Source organism: Pseudomonas sp. SCA2728.1_7 (genome assembly GCF_018138145.1).
Lineage (GTDB): Bacteria > Pseudomonadota > Gammaproteobacteria > Pseudomonadales > Pseudomonadaceae > Aquipseudomonas > Aquipseudomonas koreensis_A.
Genome location: NZ_CP073104.1, coordinates 256,098 through 281,676, shown reverse-complemented (window position 1 = coordinate 281,676; position 25,579 = coordinate 256,098). Strand labels below are relative to the sequence as shown.

The 25,579-nt window shown below is 60.1% G+C and carries 23 protein-coding genes; 13 read left to right on the top strand and 10 right to left on the bottom strand.

The window, feature by feature from the left end:
• Positions 1 to 447: 447 nt before the first annotated feature.
• Entirely contained in the window at positions 448 to 1,956 is a 1,509-nt protein-coding gene (locus KBP52_RS01145; protein WP_249122230.1) for an EAL domain-containing protein, read from the top strand.
• Here the strand turns inward: KBP52_RS01145 and KBP52_RS01140 are convergent, their stop codons facing one another.
• Together KBP52_RS01140 and KBP52_RS01135 are read right to left on the bottom strand one after the other, a co-directional pair.
• Positions 1,957 to 2,352, bottom strand: coding sequence for a hypothetical protein (locus tag KBP52_RS01140; RefSeq protein WP_077572576.1), 396 nt, complete (start codon positions 2,350 to 2,352; stop codon positions 1,957 to 1,959).
• Between the two features lie 80 nt (positions 2,353 to 2,432).
• Positions 2,433 to 2,699 (bottom strand): hypothetical protein, encoded by a 267-nt coding sequence (locus tag KBP52_RS01135; RefSeq protein WP_077572575.1) that lies wholly within the window; start codon positions 2,697 to 2,699, stop codon positions 2,433 to 2,435.
• A gap of 143 nt (positions 2,700 to 2,842) precedes the next feature.
• On the opposite strand from KBP52_RS01135, the gene KBP52_RS01130 reads away from it, so the two are divergent.
• Together KBP52_RS01130 and KBP52_RS01125 are read left to right on the top strand one after the other, a co-directional pair.
• Complete coding sequence (locus KBP52_RS01130; RefSeq protein ID WP_077572574.1) at positions 2,843 to 3,283, top strand: TspO/MBR family protein; 441 nt, start codon at positions 2,843 to 2,845, stop codon at positions 3,281 to 3,283.
• Positions 3,283 to 4,269, top strand: a complete 987-nt coding sequence (locus KBP52_RS01125; RefSeq protein ID WP_212621794.1) for an alpha/beta hydrolase — start codon at positions 3,283 to 3,285, stop codon at positions 4,267 to 4,269. The genes KBP52_RS01130 and KBP52_RS01125 overlap by 1 nt, the downstream gene beginning before the upstream one ends.
• Before the next feature lie 10 nt (positions 4,270 to 4,279).
• On the opposite strand, the gene KBP52_RS01120 is transcribed toward KBP52_RS01125, so the two are convergent.
• Entirely contained in the window at positions 4,280 to 4,474 is a 195-nt protein-coding gene (locus tag KBP52_RS01120) for a hypothetical protein (protein ID WP_212621793.1), read from the bottom strand.
• Between the two features lie 235 nt (positions 4,475 to 4,709).
• Here KBP52_RS01120 and KBP52_RS01115 point away from each other — a divergent pair, with 235 nt between their 5' ends.
• The gene (locus KBP52_RS01115) at positions 4,710 to 6,569 is read left to right on the top strand and encodes an ABC transporter ATP-binding protein (RefSeq protein ID WP_212621792.1); all 1,860 of its coding nucleotides are present in this window, start codon (positions 4,710 to 4,712) and stop codon (positions 6,567 to 6,569) included.
• A gap of 66 nt (positions 6,570 to 6,635) precedes the next feature.
• Here the strand turns inward: KBP52_RS01115 and KBP52_RS01110 are convergent, their stop codons facing one another.
• Both KBP52_RS01110 and KBP52_RS01105 read right to left on the bottom strand, forming a co-directional pair.
• The gene (locus KBP52_RS01110) at positions 6,636 to 6,872 is read right to left on the bottom strand and encodes a hypothetical protein (protein ID WP_212621791.1); all 237 of its coding nucleotides are present in this window, start codon (positions 6,870 to 6,872) and stop codon (positions 6,636 to 6,638) included.
• A 405-nt stretch (positions 6,873 to 7,277) separates the two neighbouring features.
• Positions 7,278 to 7,691 (bottom strand): PaaI family thioesterase, encoded by a 414-nt coding sequence (locus tag KBP52_RS01105; protein ID WP_212621790.1) that lies wholly within the window; start codon positions 7,689 to 7,691, stop codon positions 7,278 to 7,280.
• Positions 7,692 to 7,901: 210 nt separating this feature from the next.
• Between KBP52_RS01105 and KBP52_RS01100 the strand changes: the two genes are divergently transcribed.
• Positions 7,902 to 8,435: an adenylate kinase gene (locus KBP52_RS01100; protein WP_212621789.1), complete on the top strand. Its 534-nt coding sequence runs from the start codon at positions 7,902 to 7,904 to the stop codon at positions 8,433 to 8,435.
• Between the two features lie 47 nt (positions 8,436 to 8,482).
• On the opposite strand, the gene gabP is transcribed toward KBP52_RS01100, so the two are convergent.
• The 3 genes from gabP to KBP52_RS01085 form a co-directional block, all read right to left on the bottom strand.
• Positions 8,483 to 9,883: a GABA permease gene (gene gabP / locus KBP52_RS01095; RefSeq protein ID WP_212621788.1), complete on the bottom strand. Its 1,401-nt coding sequence runs from the start codon at positions 9,881 to 9,883 to the stop codon at positions 8,483 to 8,485.
• Positions 9,884 to 10,165: 282 nt separating this feature from the next.
• Positions 10,166 to 15,646 (bottom strand): AAA family ATPase, encoded by a 5,481-nt coding sequence (locus tag KBP52_RS01090; RefSeq protein WP_077572556.1) that lies wholly within the window; start codon positions 15,644 to 15,646, stop codon positions 10,166 to 10,168.
• Positions 15,647 to 15,717: 71 nt separating this feature from the next.
• Positions 15,718 to 16,389, bottom strand: coding sequence for a response regulator transcription factor (locus KBP52_RS01085; protein ID WP_077572555.1), 672 nt, complete (start codon positions 16,387 to 16,389; stop codon positions 15,718 to 15,720).
• A gap of 200 nt (positions 16,390 to 16,589) precedes the next feature.
• On the opposite strand from KBP52_RS01085, the gene KBP52_RS01080 reads away from it, so the two are divergent.
• From KBP52_RS01080 to KBP52_RS01055, 6 genes are all read left to right on the top strand, one after another.
• Positions 16,590 to 17,606 carry a GlxA family transcriptional regulator gene (locus KBP52_RS01080; RefSeq protein ID WP_077572554.1) on the top strand — a complete coding sequence of 339 codons (1,017 nt, stop codon included), beginning with the start codon at positions 16,590 to 16,592 and terminating at the stop codon, positions 17,604 to 17,606.
• 130 nt (positions 17,607 to 17,736) lie between these two features.
• Positions 17,737 to 18,108, top strand: coding sequence for a response regulator (locus tag KBP52_RS01075; RefSeq protein ID WP_077572553.1), 372 nt, complete (start codon positions 17,737 to 17,739; stop codon positions 18,106 to 18,108).
• 294 nt (positions 18,109 to 18,402) lie between these two features.
• Entirely contained in the window at positions 18,403 to 19,605 is a 1,203-nt protein-coding gene (locus tag KBP52_RS01070; RefSeq protein ID WP_077572552.1) for an NAD(P)/FAD-dependent oxidoreductase, read from the top strand.
• Positions 19,606 to 19,657: 52 nt separating this feature from the next.
• A complete protein-coding gene (locus KBP52_RS01065; protein ID WP_212621787.1) occupies positions 19,658 to 20,587 on the top strand; it encodes an MBL fold metallo-hydrolase in 930 nt (309 codons plus the stop codon).
• Positions 20,588 to 20,792: 205 nt separating this feature from the next.
• On the top strand, positions 20,793 to 22,142 hold the full coding sequence (locus KBP52_RS01060) for a PBS lyase (protein WP_123593270.1): 1,350 nt from the start codon (positions 20,793 to 20,795) through the stop codon (positions 22,140 to 22,142).
• A 105-nt stretch (positions 22,143 to 22,247) separates the two neighbouring features.
• On the top strand, positions 22,248 to 22,724 hold the full coding sequence (locus tag KBP52_RS01055) for a short chain dehydrogenase (RefSeq protein ID WP_077572549.1): 477 nt from the start codon (positions 22,248 to 22,250) through the stop codon (positions 22,722 to 22,724).
• A 47-nt stretch (positions 22,725 to 22,771) separates the two neighbouring features.
• On the opposite strand, the gene KBP52_RS01050 is transcribed toward KBP52_RS01055, so the two are convergent.
• Entirely contained in the window at positions 22,772 to 23,206 is a 435-nt protein-coding gene (locus KBP52_RS01050; protein WP_077572548.1) for a DNA methylase, read from the bottom strand.
• Positions 23,207 to 23,400: 194 nt separating this feature from the next.
• Between KBP52_RS01050 and KBP52_RS01045 the strand changes: the two genes are divergently transcribed.
• Together KBP52_RS01045 and KBP52_RS01040 are read left to right on the top strand one after the other, a co-directional pair.
• Complete coding sequence (locus KBP52_RS01045; protein WP_077572547.1) at positions 23,401 to 23,649, top strand: DUF6555 family protein; 249 nt, start codon at positions 23,401 to 23,403, stop codon at positions 23,647 to 23,649.
• 2 nt (positions 23,650 to 23,651) lie between these two features.
• Positions 23,652 to 24,044: a GFA family protein gene (locus KBP52_RS01040; RefSeq protein WP_077572546.1), complete on the top strand. Its 393-nt coding sequence runs from the start codon at positions 23,652 to 23,654 to the stop codon at positions 24,042 to 24,044.
• An 80-nt stretch (positions 24,045 to 24,124) separates the two neighbouring features.
• Here KBP52_RS01040 and KBP52_RS01035 read toward each other — a convergent pair whose 3' ends face one another.
• Positions 24,125 to 25,132: an NAD(P)-dependent oxidoreductase gene (locus KBP52_RS01035; protein ID WP_212621786.1), complete on the bottom strand. Its 1,008-nt coding sequence runs from the start codon at positions 25,130 to 25,132 to the stop codon at positions 24,125 to 24,127.
• Between the last annotated feature and the right edge of the window lie 447 nt (positions 25,133 to 25,579).

The following is a 25,579-nucleotide window of genomic DNA, read 5'->3' as shown; positions in this document are numbered from 1 at the left end:
GGTGATGTTGGCTGACAGGGCCCCTTCGCGAGCAAGCTCGCTCCCACAGGGTTCTTCGGGATGCTGGATATGCTGGATTTGACACAAATTTTGTAGGAGTGAGCCTGCTCGCGATCGCGGTGGGTCATTTAGCAATAATGCGGCTGATAGACCGCGATCGCGAGCGGGCTCACTCCTACAGGGTTCTTTGGGCTATTGGATATCTGTGTTTTGCCACAAACCTGTGGGAGCAAGCCAGCTCACACAGGGATTGAAGGTCGGCAGTGGAATAGTTGATCTACAACAATATTCGCCCACCCCGGCGGCGATATTCTGTAGTGGCTGAAAACAGCCGTGCTGTGCGCACGTCACAGGCCTTGTGGCCAAGGTGGCGCCATGAACAAAAAACGCATTGTCTGGGGGAGCATTCTCCTGGGCCTTCCGTGTGTCTTGCTTCCGCTCCTTTTGATGGGTTACGTCGCCTGGATGTTGAATCTGGCAGCGGCTCAGCAACGTCTGGAAACCCTCGCTTCCATTGCCTCCAGTCGTGCCCACGGGACTTTCAGTGAAGCGGCCGGTGCACTGAAATCCATCGCGGGTTCGCGTCTCGCGCCGTGCACGCCGGAAAGCATCGACGAGATGCGTCTGCTGACCATCAACACCCTCTCCGTGAAGTCGATCGGCTACGTTGAAGAAGAGATTTACGCCTGCGGTTCCTGGGGCCCGGTCGAGCAGCACGCGACGCCATGGCGCGAGGACTTCACCACCTCGGACGGCGTGCGCGTGTCGCTCGGCGTGCAGTCGCGCATCGTTGCGGCGAAACCGATGATGGCGCTGCAGTACGCGGCGTTCAACGTGCTGGTCGATCCCGAGCAGTTTCTGCATGTGATGCTCGATGAGGATCTGCATCTGGCCGTCGGCACCGCGTCCGGGCAATTGGTCAGCACCTCGCGCCCTGGCGCGGAACACTTCCTCGCTCGCGTGCATTCCGGCCCGCATTCGGGCCTTGCCGACGGTTATCTCTACACCCTCGTACACAGCGGCGACTGGGTGGCGATCGCCGCGCTGTCACGCCATGAACTGATGCAAGGCTTGATCCGCCGGGAGTTACTGCTGTTGCCCATCGGTGGTTTGCTCGCGGGGGTGCTGGTGTTGCTGATCGTGCGCCGCACCCGGCAACGTCTGTCGCCGCTGGCGGAACTGCAACTGGCGGTGCGCAATCGCGAGTTCGTCGTTCACTATCAACCGATCATCCGCCTCAGCGACGGCGCCTGCGTTGGCGCCGAGGCACTGGTGCGTTGGCAGCACCCGGATGGCTCGCGGGTCTGCCCCGATGCGTTTATTCCGCTGGCCGAGCACAGCGGTTTGATTCTGCCGATCACCGATCAGGTCATCGACAATGTGATGCGCGACGTCGGCCCGTTGCTGATCAAGGAGCGCAGTCTGCACGTGGCGATTAACCTGGCGGCGAAGGACGTCAGCAGTGGCCGCTTTCTGCCGAAACTGGAAGCGGCATTGCGTCGTGCTGATGTGCAGCAGAAGCAGATCTGGCTGGAGGCCACCGAGCGCGGCTTCGTCGAGATCGACGCTGCCCGCGCCACCGTCAATCGCGCTCGTGAGCTGGGTTATCTGGCGGCCATCGATGATTTCGGCACCGGGTTTTCCAGCCTCCAGCATTTGCAGCAATTGCCGCTGGACGTGCTGAAGATCGACAAGTCGTTTGTCGACAATATCGATCAGGATGCCGCGACCGGCACCGTGACCGGCCACATCATAGAAATGGCCAAGAGCCTGCGCCTGCAGATAGTCGCCGAAGGCATCGAGACCGAAGCCCAGCGCGATTACCTGCGCGGTCACGGTGTGCAGTTTGGTCAGGGCTGGCTGTTTGGCAAAGCGATGCCGGCGGATGAGTTTTTGCGGTTCTATCGAGACCGGGCAAACCTGCTTGTCGGCCACCCAGCGCTAGAAAGCGTGTAACTATCGACGAGCCCCGGACAAGCCACCCGCCAGCCGATCAAGAATCTGCACGAGCTCAGGTCGCGTCCATTTTTCCCACGGTACGACCTCCTCGTCATCACCGGTGTGCCTATGCTCTCCGGAATCAAACGCGAGGTAGATGGAAAAAGCCGGTTCGGGCATTTCGGCATCCATGCCGAGGTTGACGATATCGCCGAACAAAAGATTCATCACCTCGTCGCATGCGTGAAAGTCGCGTGCACCGCTAAGGAACTGATCGGCCATGGCAATCGCGACTTGATTCAACAGGTCGCGAGGATTCATCTTCACGGCCTGAGAAATAAGGCTCAAGTCGTGAATCGTGTCTTGCTCCAGGATTTGCAGAACGTAAGCAAGATCAGCGCGGCTCAAGGTCAAGGCGTGCCCTCCGGGCGTACAGTGAAGTGTGCGCGCAGCATGCAATGGATCGCCGCCAATGCCAACGTCTGCTGCACACTTCAATTGGTTTTGCTGACAACCTTGATGTCTGTAATCCCTACCCGCTTGGCCTGCTCGAGAATCTCCTCGTCCGTCGAATCCGCAGTGGGCATGATCAGGCCGTTTTCCGCGTCGCCCAGATGTAGTTCCAGCAGATGCATCGCGGCGTCGTGCTTGGCCAACTGCTCCTCCTTGAGTTCAAGCAGAAAGGTACGAGGCTCGCCGTTGAATCGGTAATCGATGTGATAGGTGTACATGATGTCATCCGCGTCAGTAGAGAAAGGCAACTGACTATCCTGACGCAGTGGTCAGTTTTTAGTTCAAATTGAATCGCCCCTCAGACCAATCTGGAATTCATGGCAAACTTTTCGCGCGCCGGGGCGTCCTTTTCTTAAACCCCTTAGCGGCTGATTTCAGCCAAGGATCGGCGATGACCTTCTTCATTTTTCTTCTGGCCTGCGCAGCAGCGGCAACCACCGGCGTGATGTTCAAACCGGGGCCGTGGTACGAAACGCTGAACAAACCCGGTTTCACCCCGCCCAATTGGGCGTTCCCCGTGGCCTGGACGATTATCTATCTGCTGCTGGCCTGGGCCGGTTACCGCTTGAGCCTGATCCCTGGCAGCCAGACTGTGCTGGCGCTGTGGGCGGCGCAGATTGCGTTGAACACGCTGTGGACGCCGGTGTTCTTCGGCGCGCATCAGGTGTTGGCGGCGATGGTGATTCTCACGGTGCTGTGGCTGGTGGTTGCGGCGATGGTGGTGCTGGCGATACAACTGGACCTGATCACTGGCTTGATCCTGTTTCCTTATCTGGCGTGGCTGTGCGTGGCGGCGGCATTGAATTTTTCCATCCTGATCAAGAACCGCTGATGAGCAATGCCAATTGGGGTACTGCAACACCATGGCGGCAAGGCGAGCGTGAGCTGGCGCAGGTGCGCGCCTTCAACCGCAAACTCGCCTGGCTGCCGCGTTTCAAGATCCGCAATCGCCTGACGCCGCGTTTGATTCAGGCGCTGTTGCGCTGCAGCCAGATCGGCGGCTCGCGCGTGTTGCGCAAGTTTGGTCTGACGGCTGAGCGCAAGCTGATTGATAACGTGCCGGTGCGGATCATTCGCCCCAAGGGCCCGGCGAAAGGCGTGGTGCTGGACTTTCACGGTGGCGGCTGGGTGATCGGCAATGCGCAGATGGACGACAACTTCAACGCGGCCATCGTCGACAGCTGCCAAGTAACCGTGGTCTCGGTGGATTATCGACTGGCCGTGTCCACGCCCATCGAAGGCTTGCTGGAGGATTGCCTCAACGCCACTCGTTGGTTGTTACAAGAGCCTGAGTTCGCCGGCCTGCCCGTCGTGGTGGTCGGTGAATCGGCGGGCGGTCATCTGGCGGCGGCGACCCTGTTGGCGCTGCAACAATGGCCCGACCTGCTGCAAAGAATCAGCGGTGCGCTGCTGTATTACGGCGTCTACGACCTCACCGGAACATCCAGCGTACGTAACGCGCCCGCCGACACGCTGGTGCTAGACGGCCCCGGCATGGTCGAGGCGTTGCGCCTGCTCACGCCCGACCTGACTGACGAGCAGCGCCGCCAGCCACCACTGTCGCCGCTGTACGGCGACTTCGCCGGTTTCCCGCCCGCGCTGCTGTTTGCCGGCGAACTCGATCCGCTGCGCGACGACACTCTCAACATCGCCAAACGCTGGGCGCAATCAGCGCCGGTCGAAATGTACATGCTGCCCTCCTCGCCCCACGGTTTTATCCACTTCCCCACGGCCATTGCTCAGGGCGTTCTGGCGTACAGCCGGAAATGGATTTCGGCGCGTGTCGAGGCCGTTAAGGTGCCTGACGAACTGGCGTAAACGTTCAGGCTCAGGCGAGGTAAAAGAAGTACAGCGCCAAACCCAGCAACTGCATGATCAGCAGGATCGCAAGCACGTGATTGCAGCCCTTCCACGCCTTGCTCACCGGTTTGTTTCTGGCGACTCGGTAGCGAAGATAACTGTCGAGTGAAAGCGACGCCGTGGGGATGAGCACGAACAGGAACATCAAAAAGAAATTAAACATTTCCTTTGCCCATCGACTCCCAACATGAAACCGGATTTGCTCGCTGCATCGTGCACTGCTCAAGGCGTCTGAGCAGACAGCTTAGCTGATCGGCACGCCCCCGGAATCCATGGGGTTCTGCACCGCAGTGATCCCTGGCAATAGCACTCGGTGGGGACAAGTCAGTGACATGCAAACCCGCAACACCGCCATTAAATGGCAGAATCCCCAGACCCTGATCATTTCGGAGACCACAATGCTTCGCGTGTTTGAACAACGGCTCGACCCCTTCCCTCCCGACGAAGCACCGCCTCCGCCCGTCGGCCTGATGCGGTTCCTGTGGGCCTGCACGCGCGGTGCACGCGGTTATATCCTCGCGCTGGCGCTGCTCAGTGCCGGTGTGTCGATCTACGAAGCCTGGCTGTTTTCCTTTCTTGGCCAAGTCGTCGATCTGCTCTCGACGTGGCAGGCCGGCGGCGGTGTCAACGCACAAGAAAGTCGCGTGCTGTGGGGCATCGGCATTGTGTTGTTCATCAGCATCGGGCTGGTGGCGCTGCGCACTATGGTTCAGCACCAGATCCTCGCGATCAATCTGCCGTTGCGGCTGCGCTGGGACTTCCATCGACTGATGCTGCGGCAAAGCCTTTCGTTCTTTTCCGATGAGTTTTCCGGGCGGGTCACGACCAAGGTCATGCAGACCGCGCTGGCGGTGCGCGAAGTCTTGTTCACGCTCATCGAAATCGCACCGGGCATTGGCGTTTACTTCATTGCGATCATCGCCCTCGCTGGCGGTTTTGCCTTGAAACTGATGCTGCCGTTCATTGCCTGGCTCGCGTTATTCGGGCTGGCCATGGTTTATTTTGTGCCGCGCCTGGGGAAAGTCGGCCAGGAACAGGCCGATGCGCGATCGTCGATGACCGGGCGCATTGCCGACGCCTACACCAACATCACCACGGTGAAACTGTTCTCGCACTCCAAGCGTGAAGCACACTTCGCGCGCGCGGCGATGGAGGATTTCAAGCTCACCGGTTTTCGCCAGATGCGTCTGGTCAGCCAGTTCGAGATCGTCAATCAGGCGCTGGTGGTCGGGCTGATTATCGGTGCCGGCGGCTATGCCCTGTGGCTGTGGCATCTGGGTCAGGTCGGCACCGGCGCGGTCGCGGCGATCACCGCCATGGCATTGCGCATCAACGGTATGTCGCACTGGATCATGTGGCAGATGACGTCACTGTTCGAAAACATCGGCACCGTGCAGGACGGCATGGCCACCCTCACCCGCGGCCCCAAAGTGCAGGACGCGCCGAACGCCAGTGTGCTGGTGCCGGCTGGCGGCGCGGTGTCTTTTGACAAGGTGAATTTCAACTACAACGGCGAACGCCAGGTCCTCGACAACCTGAGCCTGAACATCCGCGCCGGCGAAAAAATCGGTCTGGTCGGCCGTTCCGGTGCGGGCAAATCGACGCTGATCAACCTGCTGCTGCGCTTCTATGATGTCGACAGCGGTGAGATCCGCATCGACGGCCAGAACATCGCGCACGTGACCCAAGACAGCCTGCGCAGCGCAATCGGCATGGTCACGCAGGACACGTCCCTGCTGCACCGCTCGATTCGCGACAACATCGCCTACGGCCGCCCGGACGCCACCGACGAAGATATCCGCCGCGCCGCCGCCAATGCGCAAGCCGACGGTTTCATCAGCCAACTCAGCGACAAGCAGGGTCACAGCGGCTACGACACGCTGGTCGGCGAACGCGGCATCAAACTCTCCGGCGGCCAGCGCCAACGCATCGCCATTGCCCGAGTGATGCTCAAGAACGCGCCGATCCTGCTGCTAGACGAAGCCACCAGTGCGCTGGACTCGGAAGTCGAAGTGGCCATTCAGGAAAGCCTCGATGAAATGATGCAGGGCAAAACCGTCATCGCTATTGCCCATCGGCTGTCGACGATTGCGGCGATGGATCGACTGATTGTCATGGACGAGGGACGCATCATCGAACAGGGGACGCACACTGAATTACTTAACAGAAACGGCATTTATGCACGGCTCTGGCAGCATCAGAGTGGTGGGTTTCTGGGTGAGGATCAGGGCGTGGCGGCGGCGATGGATCAGGCTTGAGGGAGCGTGGTTGGGAGCAGTCGCGGATGAGCGGCTGCTCTCGGGTGAAGTGTCTGGGCTTTCGGTTTATGAAAAAGTTGCGATCAGCTTTTTCTGCGCCTCCACAGCATTGCGCGCGGACCGCACTCGATCGTTCGCCTCCCGACCACTTTCTTCATGCATGTTGTCCTGCCGGGTGCTTCCGTCTCTCCGGTTCATGTCGTGGTCTTTCCACTGAGCGAGCGCTCGTAGGGCTGCCTCCAGTTCTTGCTCGAGTTGCGCTAACTTCGCCAATGCAGCTAGTTTTTCAGTTGAGTCGGCCATGAGTGCTCCTTGATTGTCGTGACGCATTTCATCTCAGACCTGCGGGAATTCGCGCCTGAGCCCGGGGGGCGGCAACGCTATATATACCTGCGAAGGCACGGTGTAAAGGCCATCAATTCCCGACCCGCAGTGTCTACTCCCATCTGCGAGCGGCTAAAAAACAGCCTCAAATGCGCGACACTCTCTTTGCAACTCAAGGTTTACGAGTCTTCGCCTGCGGCATAACAGCATGCAGCCAGTGATTTCATCATGCGGACAGGTGATAACAACCTCAGCGAGCAAGAAATACTCTTGCCTGATTTTATTTGCGCTAGCACTTGGCTCAATCGATCTTGATCCCAAATAACCGATGAGCGCTTTCAAAAAGCGTTCTGCTGACAACTAACACCTTGATGGCCACACCTTTCAACTCACCGGCACCGCAAACACCGCACTGGCCCGCGCAACCGTTCGCTCGCCTACATGCAGGCTAACGGCGGCAAACGCCAGTTGCCGGCCTTTTTTCGAGTACTCAAGACGCACTTCCAGCCACTCATTCATTTTCACCGCGCCAAGATAATCCAGTGTCATGCTCGCGGTGATCAATGGCTGTGGAGGGTCGCTGGAAAACGCCATGGCGTAACCCATCCCGACATCGGCCAATGTAGCCAATACCCCGCCATGCAAGGTGCCCCGGCCGTTGGCATGGCGTGAGTCAGTCAATAAGCCCAGTTCCAATTGCAGCCCGCTGCCGCGCGCGTAGATCGGGCCCAGCAAATCCAGCAACGGGCTGCTGCGGGTAAATGGGGTGAATCCTTCGGGAATTGCGGTGATGTCCATGGTCCCTCCGTGTGTCGGCGACGGCGTCATTAACCTGAATACTTCGATTCAGTCGGAAGGTTTATGGGGAATCATGTAACGGGGGAAGCACTATACGGATGCGGAATCTGCACTGATAAACCGTGCACCCTGAATGGGCGGCACTGACACCTGGGCAGCTATCTTGATACCTTGCCGAACCCGAAACAGTCTCGTGTTCAAGGAGGAGAATTGCGTATCTACATTACAGGCGCTTCGTGCGCAGGCGTCACTACATTGGGGCAGAACCTGGCCCTTTTGCTCGACCTGCAACACGTCGATGTCGATGATTATTACTGGCTGCCCACCAATCCTCCGTTCACGACTAAACGACCGCCCAATGAACGCGTTTCATTGATGCACCGAGAACTCGGCGACGACGATTGGGTGCTGACCGGCTCGTGTATCAATTGGGGAGATGCGCTGATTGCCCATGCCGATCTGATTGTGTTCGTTGTCACACCGACACCCATTCGCCTTGAGCGACTGGCAGCACGGGAAAAGCAACGCTTTGGAGAGCGGATTGCACCCGGCGGTGATATGCATGAGATACATGTGGCCTTTCGAGAGTGGGCCTCGCAGTACGACAATCCGGGCTTTTCAGGACGCAATCGAGCGTGGCACGAGGCATGGTTATCGGCGCAAACGGCCCCGGTCTTGCGAGTCGACGGGATCAGTAGCACTGAACAAATGGCTGCGGATGTCATTCACGCTTTAGCGCAATAGCTCAAAACCGCGTTGCAACAACAGCTTCAGCGCAGATAACTGCGGCCTTACCCCACCGACGTGACCCTCGCCGCTGGCGCAGGATGACGCGACGTCAAAAGACCAATAAAGGAAATCGCCAGCGCCAATCCAATAGTTGTGGTGACCTCGGTGCGATGTTCCGGAGTGATCATCATCACTGCCAGCGCTGCACAGATGAACACAATCACCAGCCACGTCAGCCAGGGAAACAGCCACATGCGAAAGGTCAGTTCGACGTTGCGCTGACGCAAAATCCGCCGCATGCGCAACTGCGACACGGCAATGGCGAGGTAGACCAGCAAGGCAATCGCGCCGGAGCTGGCCAGCAGGAATTGAAACAGCCCGGCGGGCATGAAATAGCTCCACACGGTAATCGACGCACCGATCACCGTGCTGGCGATAACGGCGGCGCGCGGCACACCTTCCGAGGAGGTCGCCTTCAGCGCTTTCGGCGCATCGCCACGACGACCGAGCGAAAACAACATGCGCGAGGCAATGTAGATCGAGGAGTTCATGCAACTGGCCACGGCAATCAGGACGACGACGTCGACCATGAACTTGGCATGCGGGATATTCATGATTTCCAGTGCGCGCTGATAAGAGCCGACCGAGGCCAGCAACGGATCATTCCAAGGCACCACGGAGATGACAACGAAGATCGACAGCAGGTAAAACACGCCGATGCGCCAGATTACCGAACGCGTGGCTTTGGCAATGTTTCGCGACGGGTCGTTGGATTCGGCGGCGGCGATGGTCACCGCTTCGGTACCGATAAAGCTGAACATGATGGTGATGAACGCACCGACCACCGCCGACAGACCGTTGGGCGCAAACCCACCGTGCTCGGCCATCAACCCACTCAAGCCGCTGACGTCGCGATCCGGCACCCAGCCCATCAACACGGCAAAACCAACGCCGATAAAACCAATGATCGCCACGACCTTGGCCATGGCGAACCAGAACTCGAATTCACCGTACTTGGACACGCTGAACAGGTTGGTCACCACCAGCGCAATGATCGAGCCCAACGCGAACAACCAGGCATCGACCTGCGGAAACCATTGGTTCAGCACATGCCCGGCGGCGAGCGCTTCGATGGGAATGACCAGAACCCAGAACCACCAATACAGCCAACCGATGGTGAAGCCCGCCCAGCGCCCGATCGCCTGGTCGGCATAGGTCGAGAACGAGCCAGTGTCGGGGTTAGCCACCGCCATCTCACCGAGCATGCGCATGACCAGCACGACGAGCAAACCGGAGAACAGATAAGCCAGCAGAACCGCTGGCCCCGCCGCCGCAATGGCGTGCCCTGAACCTACGAACAATCCGGCGCCGATAATCCCGGCAATGGACAGCATGGTGACGTGACGAGGCTTGAAGCCCTGCGCCAATTGGCTACTCGAATCCATGGAGTTAGGGCTGATCATTGGTTTTTTTATTCTCTGCTGATCGACATTTAAGCGAGTTGACTCAGGCAAACGATCATCATCGTCGCCTGTAAAACTCCCCGAAAGAAGCCCCCTCAACCGCCGCAGTTCTTATCAACCCCATGATCTGTATGGGGTTATCTTGACTTAAAGACACCTCACCTTACCCGGCCTGCCCGATGAGTCAGTAGCCTGATTGCGCCATGATCGTGTCTGATATCGACATTCGAGAACTACGTGTTCACGATTAAAACCAATTGGTCACCGCGCGCACATTGCAACCTATGTTTGCTGCAATGCCTCATGACTCGGCAACGCAAACACAACCCGCGCCCCACAAGGCGCATTCGCCTCCGCCCACAAGCGTCCGCCATGCGCCTCAATGATCGTGCGACAGATCGACAGCCCCATCCCCAGCCCGGTGGCTTTGGTGGTGTAGAACGCGGTGAAGACTTCTTCCGCGCGCTCACAGGCAAACCCCGGCCCGGAGTCGCTGACCGTGATCCGCACGTTTTCACCGACGCAAGCGCTGCTGATCGACAGTCGACGCGCGCCCTCCTCCATCACCGCCATGGCTTCGAGGCCGTTGACGATCAGATTGAGCAGAACCTGTTGCAACTCGACCCGGTCCGCCAATACCGCCGGCAAGTCGCTGGCCAGTTGCACGGACACCACAGCCCTATACCGAGTCGCCTCACCGCGCGTAAACCCGACCATTTCGTCCACCACCGCATTGAGGTCCAGCGCTTGCCGTTGCGGCGGCGTCTTGCGGATCAATGCGCGGATTCGGCCGAGTACGTCGGCCGCGCGGTTGCCATCGCTGATGATGCGCCTGAGGCCATGCTCGACTTCATCGGTGTTCGGCGGTTGTGCGCCGAGCCAGCGCAGCGCGGCGTTGGCATTGGTCACGGTGGCGGCGATCGGCTGGTTGACTTCGTGGGCGATGGACGCCGCCAATTGGCCCATGGTCGCCACGCGGTTGGCGTGGGCCAGTTCCGCTTGTACCTGACGGTAACGGCGCTCGCCTTCGCGCACTTGTTCTTCCGCTTGTTTGCGTTCGCTGAGGTCGAGGACGAACGCCACGCCCTGTTGCTGACTGGCTTCAAACGCGGCCAGACCGACGATCACCGGCAGGCAACTGCCGTCCTTGCGGATGTATTCCTTTTCGAACGGCTGAGTGCGCCCGGTGCGGATCGCCGTCGCCAGCGCCGCTTCGCTTTCGGCGCGCCGAGCCGGCGGGGTCATGTCGCGCCAATGCACGTTTCCCGAGAGCAGATCATCGCGCTGGTAGCCAACCATGCGCAGGAACGCGTCGTTGGCCTCAATGATTTCCCCTTCAACGCTCCAAACGATAATGCCGATGATGTTGGCATCGACCAGCCGGCGAATCTTCGCTTCGCGCTCGGCGACGTCACGATACAGCCGCGCGTTGTCCAGCGAGATGGCCGCTTGTGAAGCGACCAGCCGCAGCACGGCAACACGCGCCGGGCTGAACACCCCCGCCGACAGATTGTTCTCCAGATACAGCGCCCCGGCGACCCGACCCTGATTCATCAACGGCAGGCACAGGATCGAGCGGGCGCCGTGCTGATGCATATACGGATCAGCGGCGAATGCCGGATCGGCGCCGGCATCGTCCAGGCACAGATTTTCGCCGGTGCGCAGGGTCTGGTAGAGCACCGATTCGGCCAGCGCCGTCGCGTTGACCGGCTCATTGCACAGTAAATTGCTGCTGTCGCCAATGCGCGTTCGCGCGGCGATATACGGAATCTCGCCTTCGGTGAGAATCAGCACACCCCGCTCGGCGCCGGCCTGTTCGATGGCGGTGCGCATGATCGTTTGGATCAACCGGTCGAGAACAATTTCGCCAGACACGGCTTGGGAGACCTTGAGCACCGTGGACAGATCCAGATGCTCGACGGCAGTGATGATGGTCGCAGTCGGGCTAGGCAGCGCGTCTTCCTGGCGCAGAAAACGGTGCCGTCGCTCCAGTTGTCGCACCTTGCCATCGGCGCCCCAGCGCAAGTAACCGTAGCGCGCGTCTTGCAGGTAAACGCGGGCGATTTTCGCCAGACCGCGAGCACCGTAGAAACGCGCCGCCAGTTCGTTGGCCAAAGCCTCGATGTGAACGAAACCGTTATCCGCCGCCAATTGAATCGCCCGTTCGTACAGCAACTCTGCTTCGATCAGTTGCCCCGCAACCCGCGCGATTTCCGCGCCGACCAGTGCCACGTGACTGGCGAAGGTTTCGGCACACTGTTGCGCCCAGGTCTGCAGTTGATCGTGGTGTTCTGCCAAGCGTTGCAGTTGATCGCTATCGACGGCGCCGTGGGCGGCCAATGTCAGCGCGGCGTAGAAGTGGTATTCGGCCTCCTCGAAAAAAGAAGAAATCACCCACATTAATTCCTGCGCTTGAGCCGCGCAGTCAGCGGCCGCCGCGTAATCTGCAGCCAGATAACGCGCCTGCAATTTGCGCACCCAATATTTGCCCCGAGCCAGCGCCAGATCAGGCGCGGCGAGATTCGCCTCGAAGTGCGTCTCATCAAATTGTTCATCGTTGAAACTGCCGAATTCCAGTGTCTGCCCGCGCAACATGCGGATCAGTGCCCGTTGGCAGCTCATGAAACTGATCACCAGACCGAAGCGGATTTTCTGCGCATAAGCCAACCCTGCCTCGGCCTGAACCTGCACCTCCGCCAGCGGCTCGCCAATAAACAGCAGGTCGGAAATCAGGCTGTTGCCGGCATACGCCGCATAGGGCAAATCGCCGATGCGGTTGCCGGCGCTGAGCGCACGTCGCAACAATTCACGGCACTCGCGCACCGGGCGCATCCAGCGCACCACGAAAATCGAGAAGCACAGGTAGGTACGCGCTTCGTATTGCGTAAGACCTCGGCGGTCAACCAGATCGCAGCCCAAACGGCCGAAGCGGTAACCGCTGGTGTAGTCACCGAAGCGCCGCCCGGCGACCCGCACAACGTTGGCGTAGAGCATGCAGGAGGCGTCGCAATTGCCGTGCTCAAGACTCAGACTGACGGCTTTACAGATGGTCAGGCATGCGAGGTTCGCATCGGACTGCAACGCCGGGGCCAACAGTTTGCTCAACGCATCCAGCGTCACCAGTGAGGCCGGATCTTCCATCAGCGGCAGGTCGATCAATTGTTCGATGCTGCGCTCACCCAGTTGCGTCCAGATCTGCTGGTATTCCTGGCGCACTTGCTGATCGTCCGGATGCGCCGTCCAGTCGATGCCAACCTGACGCAAATAGGCCAGGCAGACCGCCACCGCGCGGTCGCTGCGATCAAGCAACAGGTAGACGTCCATGTGCAAACACGTCACGGCCGCACGCTCCACGGTGGTCGCCGCGCGCTCGGCCAGAACCTGCAAACGGGCATCCGCCAGTGCCAATTGCCCGGTGAGAAATTCGCACTCGGCGCGGTTCAGCTCCAGGGCAAACGCCAACTCATGGCGGCTGTCGAAGCCTTGTGCGCCAAGCACTGTTGCACCCGCGCCCAGGTAGGTCAGCGCTGAGGTGTAAGCGGTCGAAGCCTTGGCGCGCTGACCGGCGAGCAGATTGAATTCGGCCAGTTGTTCACGCTCGGCCCGGGCGCTGATCAGGCTGGCGCCACGGTTGAGTTGGCCAACGATTTCAAAGATCGCCTCTTCGCGCCTCTCGCCCGGCGTTTGCAGCGCCAATAGCCGGCCGATGCGCAAATGCGTCTGCGCACGTTCGGCTTCGGCGATCAGCGAGTAAGCCGCCTCATGCACACGGTCGTGGGCAAACGCACAGGCGCCGTCCAGACGTTCAACCAGATCCTGGCGCACCGCCGGCCACAGCGCCGCGTGCACGCGCGCCGTGGACAGATCGAGCACGGTGGCCAGGGTGTCGATCCGCGCGACGTTGCCCAGGCACGCCAATTGTTGCAAGGCCTGCCGGGTTTCCAGTGGCAAACGCGCAAGCTTGCCGACCATCAGATCGACAACGTTGTCGGTGTAGCCTTTGCCGTTGATCAGCTCAAGATCCCAGCGCCAACGATTGAGCTGATGGTCGTAAATCAGCAGTTCTTCCTCGGCGAGGGCTTGGAGAAACTGGATGACGAAAAACGGATTGCCGCCGGTCTTGTCCAGCACCAGCCGCGCCAACGTGACGATGCTCGCGGGTGGACAGCGCAACGATTCGGCGATCAGTTGTTCGATGTGCACACCCGCGAGCGGGGTCAGGCGAATCTCGGCGATGTGCGCGCCGGCACTACGAATGGCTTTGAGTTTGCTGCTGAGCGGGTGGTCGGCATCGACCTCGTTATTGCGGTAGGCGCCGACCAGCAGCAGGTGGCCAACCTCTGCGCGGGTCAGCAGCTCTTCGAGCAGATCCAGCGTCGCCGCATCCAGCCATTGCAGGTCATCGAGGAACAGCGCCAACGGGTGTTCCGGTCGGGCAAACACGCTGATAAAGCGCTGCAACACCCGCAGGAATCGCTGCTGCGCTTGTTGCGGTTCAAGCTCCGGCACCGCTGGCGGCTCGCCGATGATCAGTTTCAGTTCGGGGATCAACTCGGTCATCAGCCGCGCGTTCGGCGACAGTGCCTGCAACAGCGCCGCGCGCCATTCAACGAGCACTTCGCGGCGCTTGCCCAGCAGCGTGCGCACCAGCCCTTGAAAGGCTTGAACCAGCGTCGCATAGGGAATATCGCGCTTGTACTGATCGAACTTGCCGGAGGCGAACAGCCCCCGCGACGGCACCAGCACTTTATGCAACTCGCTGACTACCGAGGATTTGCCAATGCCTGAGTAACCGGACACCAGCACCAGTTTCGGCGCCTGACTCTGCACCACGTGTGCGAACGCATCGATCAGCGTTTGCACTTCGCGCTCGCGCCCGTAGAGTTTCTCCGGGATCAGCAGGCGATCGATCGCGCCCTGTTCGTTCAGGGTAAATGTCTCGATGTGCCGGGCGCGCTGCCAATCGTTCAGGCAACGACGCAGGTCATGCTCGACGCCGGCTGCGGTTTGATAGCGCTCTTCGGCAGTCTTGGCGAGCAACTTCATGACCACCCGCGAAAGCATCGCCGGCACGGTGGCCACCCGTTCGCACGCCGGCATCGGTAACCGCGCGATGTGGCAATGCACCCATTCCATCGGATCATTGGCGCTGAACGGCAGTGAGCCGGTGAGCATCTGATAAAGGGTCACGCCAAAGGCATACAGATCACTGCGCGAATCGATCGAGCGGTTCATCCGCCCGGTTTGTTCCGGCGCCATGTACGCGAGGGTGCCGGCGATGGTTTCCGGTGGCTCCGGCGCCTGCCGTTCACGGGGCAGACGTGAGGCGAGGCCGAAGCCGGTCAGGCGTGTCTGGCCGTCGCTGCAATTGACCAGAATGTGTTGCGGCTTGAGGTCTTTGTGCACCAGCCCGCACTGGTGCAGGCGGCCCAGCGCCACGGCGATGTTGATGGCCTGCAGCAGGCCGGTTTCGGTGTCCAGCGGCGCGATCAATAAACGCGACAGCGGCTCGCCGCCGGGGTCGTCGAACAGCAGACGCGTGGTTGCGCCTGCGCGTTCAATGGCTTGCGGTTGCAGCGCCCATTCACCGTTGAGAGCGTCCTTGAGGCTGTATTCGTGCGCCAGTCGATCGAGGGTCGCAGGCAGCGGTTGAGCGAGGGTCGGGCGCATTACCAGAACATTGCGGCTGCCCTCCCCCTGGCCGCGTTCGCGGGTAAACACCCGCTCGCCGTCGTCCCACAAAATCTGTTTTTTGCTGGCCATCTGTGTCGACACCGTCAAAGGGTTTTCTGCCACGCGGTGGATGACCCGCGATTTTTAGCGAAGACCGCCGTTCAAGCGTTGCGCCGCGCCGGCTCGATGCCCAGGGCTTCGGCGATGCGCACCAGATCCGCCACCGAGCGTGCCGAAAGTTTCTTCATCATCTGGCCGCGATGAACTTTCACCGTCACTTCACTGAGGTTGAGTTGCGCGGCGATCTGTTTGTTCATCAGCCCGACAATGACAAAACTGAGCACCTCACGTTCGCGCACCGTCAATGTCTCGTAGGCCTGGCGCATAACCGCGCCAGACTGCTCGGCAAGCAACCGCGCACTGTCGCGGGCCAGCGCGCTGGCCACGGCGTCGAGCATGTCCTGATCGCGAAACGGCTTGGCGAGAAAGTCCACCGCGCCGGCCTTCATCGCCTTGACGGTCATGGCGATATCGCCGTGTCCGGTCATGAACACAATGGGAATGCGCACGCCGGTCTTTTCCATCTGCTCCTGTAAAGTCAGACCGCTTTCACCGCGCAGGCGCACATCGAGCACCAGGCAACCGGGCACGTCACGTTTGGCCGATGCGAGAAAATCCAGGGAGGTTTCGAACGTCTGCACCTGCAGGCCGATGGAGCGCAGCAAACCGTCGAGAGCCTGGCGCATCGAGGCGTCGTCGTCGACCACATAAACCACTGGCTCGCGCAACGTCGGCGGGTTGGCGCTGGGGCTGGAATGCGACCACAGGGTCATACTGTCTCCTCGGCGAGATCGCAACGCGTACGATGTGCAGGTGAATAAATCTAGTCCATGATGGCAAACGCAGCCAGAGGCCAGCCAAACGGTCGCACAGCAGGCTAGCAGTCGGCACGCGTTGCCGACAGGCCAGAAAACCCTGAAAATCGGCCATGTCGCCTCCGCCCCACTTCAGCCGATTGAACAGGCAGATTTTGATGTCCAGCGCCTTCCCACAGCCTCGCACTTCTGCCGCGCAATCACGCGACGTGGTGTTCATTGCCTACCCGCGCATGAGCCTGCTCGACCTCAGCGGTGCACAAACGGTGTTCTGGGCGGCGAGCAAGGCCTTGGCCGAACGCGGTCAACCCGGTTATCAACTGCACACCGCCAGCCTTGACGGCGGTTTGGTGTACACCGTCGAAGGTCTGGCCGTGGATACCCGCGCGCTACGCGATCTGGACATTGCCACGCTGGACACCCTCGTCGTCCCCGGTGCACCGGACATCTGCCAGACCCTCGATGAGCACGGTGAACTGACCGATTGGCTGCGTCGCGAGGCTCCGAGCGCGCAACGCGTGGTTTCGGTGTGCAGCGGCGCGTTTCTGCTGGCCAAGGCCGGTCTGCTCGACGGCTGTCGCGCCGCGACGCATTGGGCCATGTGCGAAACGTTGCGCGAGCGCTTCCCGGCGATCGAAGTGGATGCCGATGCAATCTTCATCCAGCAAGGCACGGTGTGGACATCGGCCGGAGTCACGGCCGGAATCGACCTGGCGTTGGCGTTGGTCGAAGCTGATGTCGGCCGCGAAGTGGCTTTGCAGGTCGCCCGCGAACTGGTGGTGTACCTCAAACGCCCCGGTGGTCAGGCGCAATACAGCACACTGCTGCAAGCGCAAGTGCAGGAAAGTCCGTTGTTCGACTCACTGCACCTGTGGCTGATGGACAACCTCGGCGATCCCAAGCTGAGTGTGGAGCGTCTCGCCGAGCAGGCCAGAATGAGCCTGCGCAATTTCACCCGGGTCTACAAACAGAACACCGGCCGCACGCCGTCCAAAGCCATCGAATTGTTCCGCCTCGAAGCGGCCAAGCGTCTGCTGGAAAACTCAACGCACAACATCGACAAGGTCGCGCGTCTCTGCGGCTTTGGTGACGAAGAGCGGCTGCGCGCCTGCTTTCAGCGGCACCTGTCGATTTCACCGCGTGATTACCGCAGCCGCTTCAGCCGTGAAGGCTGATGGCCGGAACGGCTGAGGGCCAAAGGGGCTCGACCGACTATACCTAGGTATAGTTTTGCGCCGGTGCGGACGGCGTATGGTGGAAGGACGACAGGAGTCGCCATACGTGCCCATCCGACCAGGGAGCCCTATGCACAACACGGTTGTCATTGCAGTGGTGGACGACGACAAGGCCATTCGCAGTGCGCTGGCAAGCTTGCTGCGCGCCAGTGGCTACCGAGTGCAGACCTATTGCGGCGCCCGCGCGTTCCTTGCATCGACAGACCTTGCGCAGGTGCACTGCCTGATTTCCGATATCCAGATGCCCGGCATGAGCGGACTGGAACTCCTTGAAGCGTTGCGCGCGCAAGGCTTGCGCATTCCGGTGATTTTCGTCACTGCTCATCCCGATGACGTGAACACCCGAGTCCCCGAAGTGGTGGCTTGCCTGCCCAAGCCCTTCCAGGCCGATGACTTGCTTAGCCATATCAAACAAGCCCTGAGTAAAACCCCTCCCGTGTAGGAGCTGCGAAGGCTGCGATCTTTTGCTGTTGCCTTTTAAAAGCAAGATCAAAAGATCGCAGCCTTCGGCAGCTCCCACAGTCGATACCTTCGTATACCCCCCTTCAACACATGCGTAATCGACGCACACCGATGGACAACTGCGCCCACAGCCCTCACGCCGTAGCATTGTTTTCGACAGCGGGCGACTAACCGCCATGCAGTACGGCAAGCGGTTTGCGGCGGCCAGTGATCGTCGCGCCAGAGTCGAAACCACGACTCGGTTTATCCATCCATCAGCGTCAGGGAGCACATTATGAAACAGCAATTATTGGTGATCGGTGCAGGGTTCGGCGGACTCTGGAGCACGTTGAGCGCCGCGCGTTTGCTGGACATGCATGACCGTCACGACGTGGAGATCACTCTGCTCGCCCCGCAAGCCGAACTGCGCATCCGTCCGCGTTTCTACGAACCCGACGTGCACAGCATGTATGCGCCGCTCGACGCGCTGTTCGACGCTGTCGGTGTGCGCTTCGTCAAAGGCACCGCTGAAAGCATCGATGGCCAGGCACGTCGCGTCGGCTATCGCGATGAAAACGGTCGCCCGGGCGAACTTTTTTACGATCGCCTGGTGCTGGCCAGCGGCAGCCAACTGGCCCGTCCGCCAGTGCCGGGTCTGAAAGAACATGCCTTCGACGTTGACCAGATCGAATCGTCGGCGCGGCTGGAACGCCACCTGATCTCGCTGGCCAGTCAGCCGGCCAGCAAGGCCCGCAACACGGTGGTCATCGCCGGCGGAGGATTCACCGGGATCGAAACCGCGACCGAAATGCCGGCCCGTTTGCGCGCCATTCTGGGTGAGGGTCAAGACGTTCGAGTGATCATCGTTGATCGCAGCAAAGACATCGCCGCGACCATGGGCGACGGGATTCGCCCGTCCATCATCGAAGCCTCGAAAGAACTGGGCATCGAGTGGATCGTCGACGCCTCGGTCGCCGGCGTGGATGCCAACGGCGTAACCCTCGCCGATGGCCGCCACATCGAAAGCAACACGGTGATCTGGACCGTGGGTTTCCGCGCCAGTCCATTGACTGAACAGCTCAACGCCGAACGCGACGTCCAGGGTCGTCTGCACGTCGATGGCAACCTCAAAGTGCAAGGTCTCGATCACGTATTCGCCGCCGGCGATGTCGCCCGCGCCGCCACCGACGACGTCGGTAACTTCTCGGTGATGTCTTGCCAGCACGCCATCAGCCTCGGTCGTCACGCTGGCAACAACGCCGTCGCCGATCTGCTCGGCGTGGCGCCAACCACTTACCGTCAGCCGAAGTACGTTACCTGCCTTGACCTGGGTGCCTGGGGCGCCGTGTACACCGAGGGCTGGGATCGCCAACTGAAACTGGTGAAAGCCGAAGCCAAAGAATTGAAGACGCAAATCAACAGCGTGTGGATCTACCCGCCGGCCGCCGAGCGTAGCGCCGCGCTGGCCGCTGCCGACCCGGCAATTCCGGTGGCTTGATCGCCCCCTTCAACCTCGAACCGATGTCTTGCCTGAGTACAAGGAGAACACCATGACCGTGCATCTGGATTCATTCACCGCCAATAGCGCCACCCTGCAAACCCCGCCCGAAGAACTGGTGCCGTCGCGCTACGCGCTGCGCCTGGGTGACATCGACGTGATGGTGATCAGCGACGGCGTCCTGCCGCTGCCGACCCAGACCATGTCGACCAACGCCGATCCCGAAGCCCGTGCTGCGTGGTTCAAGGAGATGTATCTGGGCCCCGACGCATTCGACTGGGCACTCAACGTGCTGGTGGTGCGTAGCGGCGAACAGGTGATCCTCGTCGACGCCGGCCTCGGCGGGCAGTTCCCCGGTTTCCCCCGCGCCGGACAATTTCCCAAACGCCTCGCGGCGGCCGGTATCGACCTACGCGATGTCACCGACATCGTGATCACCCACATGCACATGGACCACATCGGCGGCCTGCTTGTCGACACGGTGAAAAACCGTCTGCACGACGACGTGCGCATCCACGTCACCGCCACCGAAGTCGACTTCTGGACCTCGCCGGACTTCACTTATACCGACATGCCCGCACCGGTGCCGGATGTATTGCGCTCCACCGCCAACGCGTTCATCCAGCAATATCAAAGCAAACTGCGCATCTTCGAAGACGCGTTCGAAGTCGCCCCTGGCGTCGTCGCCAAACTCACCGGCGGCCACACCCCGGGCCACTGCGTGGTCTACGTGAGCTCCGGCGACGAACGCCTGACCTTCGCCGGCGACGCCCTGTTCCCGGTGGCCTTCGACCACCCGGACTGGCACAACGGCTTCGAGCACGACCCGAATGAAGCGGTGCGCGTGCGCGTCCGGCTATTGCAGGAAGCTGCGGCCAGTGGCGAACTGTTTGTCGCCACGCACCTGCCGTTTCCATCGGTGGGCCGTGTTGCCGTGAATGGCGAGGCGTTTCGCTGGATTCCGGCGATCTGGGATTATTGATCGCGATTGCGTTGTGCACCTTCGCCCGGCCTGTGTCGGGCGAAGGCGTGTCTGGGCCATGGACAATCCATCCGGAATCATGGCGACGAGCCGTGGCTCGTCGCACTGCCCGGATGGCAGCGAAGATATTTTGTGCTCGGGCGCCAGTCGCGTAGGCAGACGCTTTTGCGCAAAACAATTTGCCCCCGCAAGGACGCACTGCCCGATGAACACCACACAAGACTGGCTGACCCGGTTGGCACGCAAGCAAGGACAGCCTGCCACTTATGAGGACTTCCGACGCAACGACGCGCTGGAAATACTCGCTCACGTCGGCAGCACCGGCACATGGGCAGACGTAAGTAATCACGCCAACGGTTTTGTTCGTGAAGTCGCTGTGCGAGAAATGTGCAGGCAAGCGTCTGCCGAAGCATTGGCGGTGTTGATCGAACGCCTGAACGATTGGGTCCCGCAGGTGCGCGAATTGGCGGCGGCGGGCCTGCAACACTACCTCTCCCCTGTTCATACCCAGGCCTGGTTGTCCGCTCTCGAACCCTTGATGGCATTGGCAGCGCAACGCCGAGTCGACCACAGCCAGACCTTATCGACGGTTCGCGCAATGCTGCAATCGGCGAAATGCCGGGACGAGGTGTACGCCGATTTCTTGGATCGCCAAGGCAAAGCCGCGCGTTACCTGTTTACGCTGTTGCTGGAAAATCCTGAGAACCCCGAAACCCTACTCCGCAGCGCTTTAGCTCATCGCGAGTTGACCGTACGTTTGATGGCGGTGTCGGCGACTGCAATGTTGCCGGCGCCGCAAAGTCTGCCGTTGCTCCTTGAAGCGATGTCACGGCCCGGCGGCAAAATCCGTGTGCGTGTGCTTCATGCGCTGCTGCCGCTACTCGCCGATCCGAAACCTGTACTGCACGAAGCCTTGTTGGATGTGTCACCTGCCGTCCGCAATCTGGCGCTGTGGGCGGCACCGCGTAACGACGTTGATGCGCACGCGGTCCTCGCCGAGCGCTTGAGTCAGCCGTTACCCACGGCAAAACAACACTGGCTGGGCGTGATCGGCCTGACCACTGAACTCGCTGGCACGTTGCCAGAGCACTGGCACGCCCGCGCATTACGCTCGGCTTTTGTTACCGTGCGACAAGCCGCCGCGCGCCTGCTTCGCGATGATCAATTGCCTGAACTGTTCGCGGCACTCGACGATCCGTCGGATAAAGTTTTTTCGGTGGTGATTGCGCGACTGGACAAAGTGTCCTGGCCGCTGTTGATCCGTGGAGTGAAAGCCAAACTTGATCAAGACTGGCATGAACTCCCGTTGGCGCGGCGCAGCGCCACTTTCCAACTGCTGCCGACCTGGCAACAAGTCGGCTACTTGTTAAGCCGCCTCGACACGGGGCACGTCGGACAAACCTACTGGATCGGCCAAATCGAATCGTGGTGCGACAGGCAATATCTGGTTGTCGATCCGGTAACACCGAAGGCAGAGCGCGAAACACTGCGGGAAAAAATTCGGGAGTTGACGGCAAAGGGACTGATCCGCTCAGGCGTACGTTTGCTCTCCTGAATGATCCAGGCTGTTGATCAAGACAACCGCTACCTTTCCTCCTTTACATGGAACGACGGTCGCTCCCTGTTCTCTACCGCTGAACCTACAGCGGAGGGATTGACCATGATTGCCCCTGAAACCGGTATGAAACCGGGTGAGCGTTATCGCATTGAAAGCGTCGAGCGCGCGCCGCAATTTTCCGGATTTTTCCTCGATGGCAAGTATTACCTGGGCCCCGAGTTGCAAACGGCCGTGGGCTGGCTTGAAGGGCAAAAATTCCTGTATGACCAACTCGATCCCAATGGCGAACCGGTTTATCCGGACAGAATCGTCGGCACTATCACCGCACGGACACTGGAGCTGACAGACGGCCTGCGTCTGAGCATCGAGGAAATGCCGTTTCAGGCAGAGGTCGTTACGCCATTGCAGACGCTTGACGAAATAGCTATTGAAACCCGACCTCGGGCGATATCGCAGCGGCACACAGCAGCAGGCTTGCGCCAACCGATGCAACCTTCGGCGCTCCTGGTTGCAGGCGCTGCATTGCTGGTCGGGCTGTGCCTGTTGGCGATCAATCGTTCTGGTCGTCGAGTGAGGTAGCCTTCGAATGATCCCGGCAGTGACCGTGACTGGATTGCTGCCTGCGATCAAAAGCCAAGTACAGCGCTTGCTTCGCGCATGAAGATTTCCACGGTTTTCGGACCGATGCCGTCGAACTCCGCCAGCCGTTTCTCAAACGCCTGGCGATCAGCGCTGGCCTCGACCATATGGCAGACCTTGCCCGCGTACTCGTCGTTTAACCGGCGTGCCAAGGCGTGAAGCCGTACGGCGGTGGTCTCGTCATAACGCACGTAATGCGCTTCCCCGAGCATCGCGACCAGTTCACGATGGCTGCACGCGGCCAGTTTGCGCGGTGTATCGCGCCCGTGTTTATCGGCAATCACCCGATAGGCTTCTGCAGCGATTTCGGCCTGTATCCGCTTGCCCATCAGGAAACTGGCAAGCAGCCATTTGAACAGGGAACCGTCATCGTTGTGCTTGAGCTGAATGTTCAAATCCCTGGCACTGATCGTCTTGGTCAACGGCTACCTCCGGGGTTGAAATCGATTGGATTTTTCGTCCCCTTGTCTACTCGGCAAGGCTTGATCTTTAGGCTTGCGCCCGCTCCAGCCGTTCAACTCAAAACAATTCTCAGCAGCCTGAAACAAACTCCGAAAATCCTTTGAATTTTTTTTGTCGGCAAAACTCATTTGCGTATGAGCGTAAGGAGGAACGCATGAGCAACGTCGACATCTTCGTCATCGAATACAAACTTCACGGCCAGCCAAAATCATTCGTCATCCGCGCGAAAACCATGCGCAATGCCGATGCCTGGCATTGGGCGAGTTGCGATGCCGGCATCGCGCCAATTCCCAAACCCGGCAAACCACCGTTGAAGGTCATCTCCAAACCCCAGGCCGAGCGCTTTGGCATTACCGAAGTGAAGTGGCGTGAAACGGCGACCGTGGACTGGACAGAGGCATAGCCATGCTCAAACAAATCGGTAATACGCTGATCCGCCGCGACCATCGCGCGAGTTGCCATTGCGGTGCGGTCATCCTCGAAATCCATTTGCCCGACGGCCTGCCCCCGCCCCATCGCTGCGACTGCTCGTTCTGCAAACGCCGAGGCGCAATCGTGGCGGCAGTGCCGGCGGCTGACCTGAAGGTGGTTCGCGGTAAATCAGCGTTATTAAAGTACAGCTTTGGCCAGCAAGTGGCCGAGCACTTTTTCTGCGGCAACTGCGGGATCTACACACATCACCGACGCAGCACCAATCCGCATGAGTTTGGTTTCAATGTCGGCTGTCTTGAAGGGGTCAACCCTTATGATCTGGGTGAGGTGCCTGTTGCGGAGGGCGGGGCTTGGCAGTCGCCGTGAGGGTAAATGACCGCTGGCGAGCACATCAAGGCTCGCCAGCGGATCTATCAGAACGGTCGGCATTAACGAAAGAAATTTCCTTACCGCACTTTCAATTCAAGCAACTCACCGCCCTCTTTACTCAAACGCTCCAGATACGCACCGGCATCGAGCAACTGATAAGGGAAGTACAGACCTGCCGGAGTGGGTGGTTTGCCATCCAGCCCAAGCAGTCGTTCCAGCAACATGGCCACACTGAGCCCTGTCAACGCTGCGGCGCCTGCCGGGTGAACGACGGCATGACGTGTGTGCAACGTCCGACCCTGGCGATCCTCGCCGACCATTTCGATGAGAATTTCGGTCGACATCGGCCGACCCGCGCGCCGCGAAGAACTCACCCCGCTGGCCAGATTGAACTGCACATTTGGCGCATCGGTGGCGGCAGCCAGCCCGGTAACATCAATGGACGAGAAGCCAGAGGCTTGCATCGATGTGCCGTCCACCGCACGGAAGCTGACGTTCTGCTCCTCACCTTCACGCCAGATGTAATTGCCATCGCGCCGCGTCAGGGCGGCGGGCAGCATTTTGCTCAAGTGTTCAAAATCTTTGGCCACGGCCGGCCCGCCGCCGTCCTGCTCGTCAACCAACGCATCAATGCGGATATCGCGCACCCGGGAAAACGCCTCAGCAATGTGCAGCGCCGCCACCGTCGTCGCGCCCACCATCCACTCGTAACCCAGCACGATGGGCGACGCGTCAGGGCGATGGATGTAACTGGCGATTTGCGGCGCAATCTCGAAAATGCCGGACGAAATGCTCAAGTGCGGCACCTTGCGCTGCTGCGCAAAACGCAGCCCGGCAAGGGAATGATCCATGTAGAAAACCGCCACGGCGCTGATCGGGCGATCACCCAGCCCCAAGTCATCGGCAGAAGGATCAATGACTACGCCCTGCGCCCCGCCCATTTCCTCGGCGGCTTGTTGAGCCTTGGCCAGGTCGCGGCCGCCGATCAGTAACGGTACGTCGGGGTGCGCGGCGCGCAACGCTTTGGCAGAACGGTGGCCGATGGCGCCGGAGCCGCCCAGAAACAGAATCGGATGAACTGACATGGGTATCCCTCCTCGTCTTTTTGGGTTGCAACCTAGTGTTGGTGCGTGTCTGGGCGTGAGGGTTCCAGGCCATTGCCTGAGCTGTAGGGCGGGCCGACGAATGTCATTTTGAACGGCGCGTCGATGAGGCTTGTTTAGGAGTTTTTTGTGGTTGTTTAAAAGACACGTCGCGTTACCTGCTTAAGGCTACAACGTCTTGCGCCGTTGCCTACGACTACGCCAGAATCCGCCGGCTTGTGCGTCTTGAGGGCCACCGGTAACTTGGTTCGCATCACTGATTCCCAGTGATCGGGTTTAGTAGCCCGTGGTAAATGAAAGTGCACAAGCGTCCATCAAAAGGTATTCACGTACCTGCACTTGATGGCGGCTGTGCGTAGGGCGCCCTCGGGCGCGCCGGCTTTCTTCTTTTCCCCGGTCTACTAACCTGCGTACAGCTGCCACCCCCTG

Coding starts and splice junctions, on each gene's coding strand:
- KBP52_RS01145 (WP_249122230.1), top strand. CDS start 448: ATGGGTTACGTCGCCTGGATGTTGAATCTGGCAGCGGCTCAGCAACGT.
- KBP52_RS01130 (WP_077572574.1), top strand. CDS start 2,843: ATGACCTTCTTCATTTTTCTTCTGGCCTGCGCAGCAGCGGCAACCACC.
- KBP52_RS01125 (WP_212621794.1), top strand. CDS start 3,283: ATGAGCAATGCCAATTGGGGTACTGCAACACCATGGCGGCAAGGCGAG.
- KBP52_RS01120 (WP_212621793.1), bottom strand. CDS start 4,474: ATGTTTAATTTCTTTTTGATGTTCCTGTTCGTGCTCATCCCCACGGCG.
- KBP52_RS01115 (WP_212621792.1), top strand. CDS start 4,710: ATGCTTCGCGTGTTTGAACAACGGCTCGACCCCTTCCCTCCCGACGAA.
- KBP52_RS01110 (WP_212621791.1), bottom strand. CDS start 6,872: ATGGCCGACTCAACTGAAAAACTAGCTGCATTGGCGAAGTTAGCGCAA.
- KBP52_RS01105 (WP_212621790.1), bottom strand. CDS start 7,691: ATGGACATCACCGCAATTCCCGAAGGATTCACCCCATTTACCCGCAGC.
- gabP (WP_212621788.1), bottom strand. CDS start 9,883: ATGATCAGCCCTAACTCCATGGATTCGAGTAGCCAATTGGCGCAGGGC.
- KBP52_RS01090 (WP_077572556.1), bottom strand. CDS start 15,646: ATGGCCAGCAAAAAACAGATTTTGTGGGACGACGGCGAGCGGGTGTTT.
- KBP52_RS01085 (WP_077572555.1), bottom strand. CDS start 16,389: ATGACCCTGTGGTCGCATTCCAGCCCCAGCGCCAACCCGCCGACGTTG.
- KBP52_RS01080 (WP_077572554.1), top strand. CDS start 16,590: ATGTCCAGCGCCTTCCCACAGCCTCGCACTTCTGCCGCGCAATCACGC.
- KBP52_RS01075 (WP_077572553.1), top strand. CDS start 17,737: ATGCACAACACGGTTGTCATTGCAGTGGTGGACGACGACAAGGCCATT.
- KBP52_RS01070 (WP_077572552.1), top strand. CDS start 18,403: ATGAAACAGCAATTATTGGTGATCGGTGCAGGGTTCGGCGGACTCTGG.
- KBP52_RS01065 (WP_212621787.1), top strand. CDS start 19,658: ATGACCGTGCATCTGGATTCATTCACCGCCAATAGCGCCACCCTGCAA.
- KBP52_RS01060 (WP_123593270.1), top strand. CDS start 20,793: ATGAACACCACACAAGACTGGCTGACCCGGTTGGCACGCAAGCAAGGA.
- KBP52_RS01055 (WP_077572549.1), top strand. CDS start 22,248: ATGATTGCCCCTGAAACCGGTATGAAACCGGGTGAGCGTTATCGCATT.
- KBP52_RS01045 (WP_077572547.1), top strand. CDS start 23,401: ATGAGCAACGTCGACATCTTCGTCATCGAATACAAACTTCACGGCCAG.
- KBP52_RS01040 (WP_077572546.1), top strand. CDS start 23,652: ATGCTCAAACAAATCGGTAATACGCTGATCCGCCGCGACCATCGCGCG.
- KBP52_RS01035 (WP_212621786.1), bottom strand. CDS start 25,132: ATGTCAGTTCATCCGATTCTGTTTCTGGGCGGCTCCGGCGCCATCGGC.